This window comes from Brasilonema angustatum (assembly GCF_059505445.1).
This window is the reverse complement of sequence record NZ_JCACKO010000139.1, coordinates 1-6,615: the sequence shown is the minus strand read 5'-3', so window position 1 is coordinate 6,615 and position 6,615 is coordinate 1. Positions and strand designations below refer to the sequence as shown.

The window sequence follows — 6,615 nt, the reverse complement described above, 5'->3', positions numbered from 1 at the left end:
TTCTATCCATGATTCTTTTATTCAGAATACCCGGAAAGTGACAGAAGAGGGATAGACTGTGGAACTGAAAATCGCGCATGTTCAGATTCCCGACTTCGCAGAAGTTATCGGGAATCTTGTTGTTCACGTAAGCGCAGAGCATGCTGCAGGCTTACGCGTAGCGTGCCCGTAGGGCTTATAGCCCCTCCTAACTTGAAAAATTTAATCAAACCGCGTGGCAAAATTTTGCGATAAGCCGGAGGCTTGACGCTAGCCCCGATAGGCGTAGCCGTGCCGCAGGCATAGGGAGCGCGAGCTCCCTTTGGGAGTGCTTCGCAAACGCAAACGCAAACGCAAACGCGTATCGCGTTGGTGACAAACCACCCGCTTTCGCAATTGCAGCCCCTAGAGTTTGGGTTACTGGTGGTTGTGGTTTACTCCACCTCTGGAAACTAAGCGCACAAATGCATGACTCATCCAAGCAATTCCCCTGCCTGTTGTTATAGTAACTTGACTCTAGTCAAGTTACTATAGACAGTCGCTACTGATAATTTAGCCCAAAGCTATGGTTATCCATTACTGGATATTGTTTAAGCCTTTACAATCAATCGTTGTAGTAACTTCAAGCAGTAGTCGATCATAAGATCGACGCTAAATTTAATACATTTAACACTTTTTAGCACAGCCATATGTAATGCATTTGTGTTCTTAATGACGTTGTGGTTAAAAAATTCTCTATTTCAAATGACTAGACTATAAGGTAGTTATGGATTTATGATTGTTGATTGTGGGTTTTTTCCGGGACTATGAATACTCAAGAGATCATCCGCTCTATTGAAGCGGAACAACTAAAATCTAATTTGCCCGAAATATTTGTGGGCGACACTGTCAAAGTCGGAGTCAAAATTAAGGAAGGCGACAAATACCGCATACAACCCTATGAAGGAGTCGTGATTGGTAAGCGCAATGGCGGTATTAATCAAACGATTACTGTTCGTCGTGTTTTCCAAGGTGTGGGAGTTGAACGAGTGTTCCTCGTGCATTCTCCTCGCATAGACAACATCAAAATATTGCGTCGTGGTAAGGTAAGGCGTGCTAAACTTTATTATCTACGTAATCGTGTTGGTAAAGCTACCCGAATAAAGCAGCGTTTTGACCGCGCTTTATAGTTCTACAGAGCAAGATGTGGGAGAAGGGTTTAACAAAAGGCGGCTCCCGCCGCTCATTTGTTCCCTAAATCAAAGCCAAAGAAAAAAATTGCCAACTTGTGTTAAAATGGGTTATATTAAGTGCAATAACTGAGTAAAAGCCAGCCTGTGCGCTCTTAGTTCAGTTGGTAGAACGCAGGTCTCCAAAACCTGATGTCGGGGGTTCAAGTCCTCCAGGGCGCGCTGTCACTAAAAAAATGCCCGAAAATTATGCAACATCTGCTAAGATAGCAGTATGATTGAAAATTTTGGGTGTAATTTTTGTGCATACAGCTTATTGGTTTGTCGGATAAGTTAAGTTTGAATGCTAAATCTTAACAAAAGGTGAAAATTAACGCTTAACAGTTGTTTGTATCAGGAATGAGGGGAGAGAAGCGACGTGACTAAAAAAAACGAAGCAGAAATAACAGAGGCAAGCAATGGGTCTGGCATAACGAACTTTGTAAATGGAATAAAAGAAGAGTTCGAAAAAGTGGTTTGGCCCAGTCGCAAGCAGCTAGTGAGTGAATCAGCGGCTGTACTGTTAATGGTGACTCTCTCCGCATCTTTGATATTTTTGGTAGATAGATTATTTACTTGGGCAGCACAACAGGTGTTCGGATGAGTTTTGCAACAGACGGAGATTACAATGCGACGCTGCAGTCAGAGGAAGCCGCAGATACAGCGTCAGAAGCTTCTCACGAAGCCCGCTGGTATGCAGTGCAAGTAGCCTCTGGCTGTGAAAAGCGTGTCAAGACAAACTTAGAGCAGCGCATTCAGACCTTCGATTTAGCTGAGAAAATCGTCCAGGTGGAAATCCCACATACACCAGCAGTAAAAATCCGTAAAGACGGTAGTCGCCAGCATACAGAAGAGAAAGTCTTCCCTGGCTATGTGCTGGTAAGGATGATGATGGATGACGACAGCTGGCAAGTAGTAAGAAACACTACTCATGTGATCAATTTCGTGGGAGCAGAACAAAAACGTGGCACTGGCAAAGGTCGGGGTCACGTAAAACCTATGCCCCTGAGTCATACAGAAGTAGAAAGGATCTTCAAACAGACCAGCGAACAGGAGCCAGTGGTCAAAATTGACATGGCTACAGGTGATAAGATAGTCGTGCTTTCTGGTCCGTTTAAAGACTTTGAAGGCGAGGTGATTGAAGTCAGTCCAGAACGGAGTAAACTAAAAGCCTTGCTTTCTATTTTTGGACGGGATACACCAGTAGAATTGGAATTTAATCAGGTTCAAAAACAGAGCTAAATAAGAATGGCGAAGAAAATCGTAGCGGTCATTAAATTGGCCCTAAATGCTGGTAAAGCCAACCCAGCACCGCCAGTGGGTCCCGCTTTGGGTCAACACGGCGTTAATATCATGATGTTCTGCAAGGAGTACAACGCCAAGACATCTGACCAAGTTGGAACGGTAATTCCTGTAGAAATTTCGGTGTTTGAAGACCGGAGTTTTACATTTGTCCTCAAGACTCCACCTGCATCAGTACTCATTACTAAGGCAGCTAAAATTGACAAAGGCTCCAGCGAACCTAACAAAAGAAAAGTTGGGTCAATTAGTAGAGAGCAATTGAGGCAAATTGCCCAAACCAAACTGCCTGACCTTAACGCTAATGATGTAGAAGCAGCGATGAACATCATCGAAGGCACTGCAAAAAATATGGGCGTAACAGTTACAGATTAGTCATTAGCTTTAGACAATTGACTTAGGACAAAAGAAAAATTATTCGGGGGAGAGGTAAAGCCTCGCAATTGACCCCAGGAGAGAGAAAAATGGCAAAAAAACTATCACGCCGAATGCAGGCGTTAATAGAAAAAGTTGAAGAGAGGGATTATATACCCATAGAGGCGTTATCCCTTCTTAAAGAAACAGCAACGGCAAAGTTTCCCGAAGCCGCAGAAGCGCATATCCGCCTAGGCATTGATCCGAAATATACTGATCAACAGTTGCGAACAACTGTCGTACTGCCCAAAGGCACAGGACAAACAGTGCGAGTAGCAGTGATTGCAAGAGGGGAAAAGGTTACAGAAGCAACCAATGCGGGAGCTGATGTCGTTGGTTCAGAAGAACTAATTGACGAAATTCAAAAAGGTAGAATGGATTTTGACAAGCTTATTGCCACACCTGATATTATGCCTCAGGTCGCGAAGCTTGGTAAGTTACTTGGTCCGCGTGGTTTGATGCCGTCACCAAAAGGTGGAACAGTAACATTTGACTTAGGCAGTGCGATCGCAGAATTCAAAGCAGGTAAATTAGAGTTCCGGGCTGATCGGACTGGCATTGTCCATGTTATGTTTGGTAAGGTCTCGTTCTCACCAGAAGATTTACTAGTAAACTTGAAGGCGTTGCAAGAAACAATCGACCGTAACCGTCCTTCAGGAGCTAAAGGTCGTTACTGGCGCACAGTGTATGTCTCTGCCACAATGGGGCCATCAATTAGCGTAGATATTAACGCCCTACGCGATTTGAAACTCACAGAAGCAGCATAATATCGTTATGTCATCGATTAGTACATGACAAACGGCAAACAACTGAAGGTTGCTAACAAAATAAAATAGGCAACAGCCCAAGACAGCAGGTGCCATTGGCTTAATGTCCTGCCGAGGTTTTCGCCCCAATTGCTACCAGTACCACGCATGATAAGCGTGAGTACCATAGCATAAGGATGATAAGGTATAGACGCACTGTATAAGGTGTCAATACCACTAAACCCCGGCTGCGAGAGCTGGGGTTTATTGTTTTTAAGCGATCACTGTCATGGTGGTCAGCAGTTGGCAAAAACCTAACAGCCAATACCTGAAAGCTGATTTGTTAAGGAGGTGAGATGGATGCCTAGAACGTTAGAAAACAAAAAAGCTATAGTTACTGAACTCAAAGAAACTTTGAGTCAGTCTCAACTAGCACTGGTGATTGACTACCAAGGACTAACAGTTGCTGAAATCACAGACCTGCGGAGACGCCTGCGTCCCTCTGGTACTGTTTGTAAGGTGACTAAAAACACCCTGATGGGCATTGCCATTCAAGACGACGAAAAATGGCAAGTGTTGTCAGAATTGCTCAAAGGCTCTTCTGCCTTTTTGCTGGTTAAAGATGATTTCTCTGCAGCAATTAAGGCTTACCAAGATTTCCAAAAAGCCAGCAAGAAAACAGAAATTCGCGGCGGCGTTATGGAAGGTCGCCTGCTGCAAGAGCCTGATGTCAAAGCTCTAGGAGATTTGCCATCCAAAGAACAACTCATGGCACAAATTGCCGGAGCGATCAACGCCTTGGCTACCAAGATTGCTGTGGGTATCAACGAGGTTCCCGGTTCGCTGGCTCGTGCTTTGCAGGCTGTCGCTGATCAGGAAAAAGGCGGCGAATCAGAAAGCGCTTCTGACGCTGATCAGGAAAAAGGCGGCGAATCCGAAGAAAGTGCTTCCTAGTTAGTTTTAGTGCTAGGCAGAACAACTAACAAATAATTTATCAACATTACAGGAGTTATATCCATGTCTACTGCAACTGATGAAATTTTGGAAAAACTAAAAACCTTGAGCTTGCTGGAAGCATCTGAGTTAGTGAAGCAAATTGAAGAAGCCTTTGGCGTCAGTGCTGCAGCACCAGTTGGAGCCTTTATGGCTGCTCCCGGTGGTGCTGCACCTGCTGCAGCTGAACCAGTAGAAGAGCAGACCGAGTTTAACGTCATTCTGGAATCAGTCCCAGCTGATAAGAAGATAGCTGTACTCAAGATTGTACGGGAATTGACAGGCTTGGGTCTCAAGGAAGCCAAAGACTTGGTAGAATCTGCGCCTAAGCCAGTTAAGGAAGCGATCGCCAAGGAAGCTGCTGAACAAGCTAAGAAGCAGTTGGAAGATGCTGGCGGTAAGGCAACTGTCAAGTAGTTCATAGTTTGTAATTCTTAATTACGAAAAGGCAGCAGTCCAGTAACCAGTTTGGTGTGGGCTGCTGCCTTTTTTTCATTGAGAAGAAATCAACGCGGTATTATGGGAAATTACTTGGACAAACAAAAACCAGGGGTAATAAAAAATTTTTGCTTAAACGAGTTTAGAAACTTGACTACCAAGTTTCACTGTCCTAATTTTTTATTCCGAATTTAAAATTTGTGCAAATCTACCGTTATGAGTCTTTCATCTCTAGACTTACTGAATATTACCTTTCGCTCCTTAGGCAAAAACCCTTTGCGTTCTGCCCTAACGGCTTTGGGAGTGTTTATGGGTGTGGCTGCTGTTAGTGCTACGCTTCAAGTGGGTAACATCAGTCGGGCAGTTATTGGTCAACAACTAGAAAAACGAGGCGCACCTCAAGCTTCAGTCTATCCAGAGTGGGGTTCTGGTGGTAGAACCACCCCACTAAAGTTGGAAGACATGGAATTCTTACGACAACGGCTAGCAGGTTTGCGGGCAATCAGTGCTTTTAATTGGGCGGGTTCTATGCCAACCATATTTCAGGATAAGGAATTAACTCCACCCATGTCACCTGTTTCCCAAGGTTTTTTGCTGACTTCAGGAAAAGCACTGGTCTCAGGACGATTCTTTAGCGCTGAAGATTTTGCCAGCTACCGACCAGTGGTCGTTATGGATCAACTGTTGGCAGAACAACTTTTCGGTGGGCAGAAACCTCTGGGTCAGATGATTTACGCTGGGGACAGACCTTATGTAGTTGTGGGGGTAGTGGCGACAACTCTGGATGAAAATGCACCTCCAACGGGTCAACTTTATGTACCAATGTCTGTTTATAACGCTTTGACTGGTAGCCGCGACATTGGTAGCATCCAAATGCGTCCTTACAAACTCCAAGATGTGGAAAACTTGAGCAACCAAGCTGAGGAACTGCTAAAGCAGCGATTCCCCAGTCAAAAATTTAAGTCTTGGAACAATGTATCAGACATCCTAGAGCAGCAGAAAACTCTTGAGATGGCGTCCCAAGGACTTGCAGTAGTAGGAGTGATCGCGCTGTTGGTCGGCGGTGTTGGGATTGCGAATATCATGATTGCCTCAGTGGCGGAACGAACCGCTGAAATTGGTTTGAGACGGGCAATAGGAGCAACCCAGCAAGAAATCATGCTGCAATTTATTCTGGAGGCTACGCTTTTAAGTCTTATTGGAGGAACTATCGGTCTTGGGGTGGTACATGGATTGACAATTGTAGTCACGAATACTTTTAACTTGCCCTATGAGTTTGACGGTTCTATTGCCACACTAGCGTTGGGTTCAGCACTCGTAGTGGGGGTAGGAGCCAGTTTGACCCCCGCCCTGCGAGCAAGCCAAATCGATCCAGTCAAAGCCCTACGCTCTGAATAATCTCACAGTCAATGCCCGCAAGGCATAGGGGTATAAGGGTGTAGGGGTATAAGGGTGTAGGGGTTCCCATAACTAAAGCTAGGAGTCTTATACCATTTCACGAAATCCTTGATACAAATGATTAGTCTCTAATTCTTTCT

The 6,615-nt window shown here is 44.8% G+C and carries 8 protein-coding genes, 1 tRNA gene and 1 other annotated feature; all 9 genes read left to right on the top strand.

The window, feature by feature from the left end:
- Nucleotides 1-785: 785 nt before the first annotated feature.
- The 9 genes from rplS to AC5JM2_RS26885 all read left to right on the top strand — a co-directional run bounded on the left by rplS (nucleotide 786) and on the right by AC5JM2_RS26885 (nucleotide 6,475).
- Nucleotides 786-1,148, top strand: a complete 363-nt coding sequence (gene rplS, locus AC5JM2_RS26925) for a 50S ribosomal protein L19 (protein ID WP_495837884.1) — start codon at nucleotides 786-788, stop codon at nucleotides 1,146-1,148.
- A 149-nt stretch (nucleotides 1,149-1,297) separates the two neighbouring features.
- Nucleotides 1,298-1,370 (top strand) — tRNA-Trp (locus AC5JM2_RS26920).
- 196 nt (nucleotides 1,371-1,566) lie between these two features.
- The gene (gene secE / locus AC5JM2_RS26915; protein ID WP_495837883.1) at nucleotides 1,567-1,791 is read left to right on the top strand and encodes a preprotein translocase subunit SecE; all 225 of its coding nucleotides are present in this window, start codon (nucleotides 1,567-1,569) and stop codon (nucleotides 1,789-1,791) included.
- On the top strand, nucleotides 1,788-2,429 hold the full coding sequence (nusG, locus tag AC5JM2_RS26910) for a transcription termination/antitermination protein NusG (protein ID WP_495837882.1): 642 nt from the start codon (nucleotides 1,788-1,790) through the stop codon (nucleotides 2,427-2,429). The genes secE and nusG overlap by 4 nt, the downstream gene beginning before the upstream one ends.
- A gap of 6 nt (nucleotides 2,430-2,435) precedes the next feature.
- Nucleotides 2,436-2,861 carry a 50S ribosomal protein L11 gene (gene rplK, locus AC5JM2_RS26905; protein WP_210613282.1) on the top strand — a complete coding sequence of 142 codons (426 nt, stop codon included), beginning with the start codon at nucleotides 2,436-2,438 and terminating at the stop codon, nucleotides 2,859-2,861.
- Nucleotides 2,862-2,950: 89 nt separating this feature from the next.
- Nucleotides 2,951-3,667, top strand: a complete 717-nt coding sequence (gene rplA, locus AC5JM2_RS26900) for a 50S ribosomal protein L1 (RefSeq protein ID WP_495837881.1) — start codon at nucleotides 2,951-2,953, stop codon at nucleotides 3,665-3,667.
- A gap of 58 nt (nucleotides 3,668-3,725) precedes the next feature.
- Nucleotides 3,726-3,924 (top strand) — a sequence feature (ribosomal protein L10 leader region).
- An 82-nt stretch (nucleotides 3,925-4,006) separates the two neighbouring features.
- The gene (gene rplJ / locus AC5JM2_RS26895) at nucleotides 4,007-4,600 is read left to right on the top strand and encodes a 50S ribosomal protein L10 (protein WP_495837880.1); all 594 of its coding nucleotides are present in this window, start codon (nucleotides 4,007-4,009) and stop codon (nucleotides 4,598-4,600) included.
- Between the two features lie 63 nt (nucleotides 4,601-4,663).
- Complete coding sequence (rplL, locus tag AC5JM2_RS26890) at nucleotides 4,664-5,056, top strand: 50S ribosomal protein L7/L12 (RefSeq protein ID WP_495837879.1); 393 nt, start codon at nucleotides 4,664-4,666, stop codon at nucleotides 5,054-5,056.
- 237 nt (nucleotides 5,057-5,293) lie between these two features.
- A complete protein-coding gene (locus AC5JM2_RS26885; RefSeq protein ID WP_495837878.1) occupies nucleotides 5,294-6,475 on the top strand; it encodes an ABC transporter permease in 1,182 nt (393 codons plus the stop codon).
- The last annotated feature ends 140 nt before the right edge of the window (nucleotides 6,476-6,615 follow it).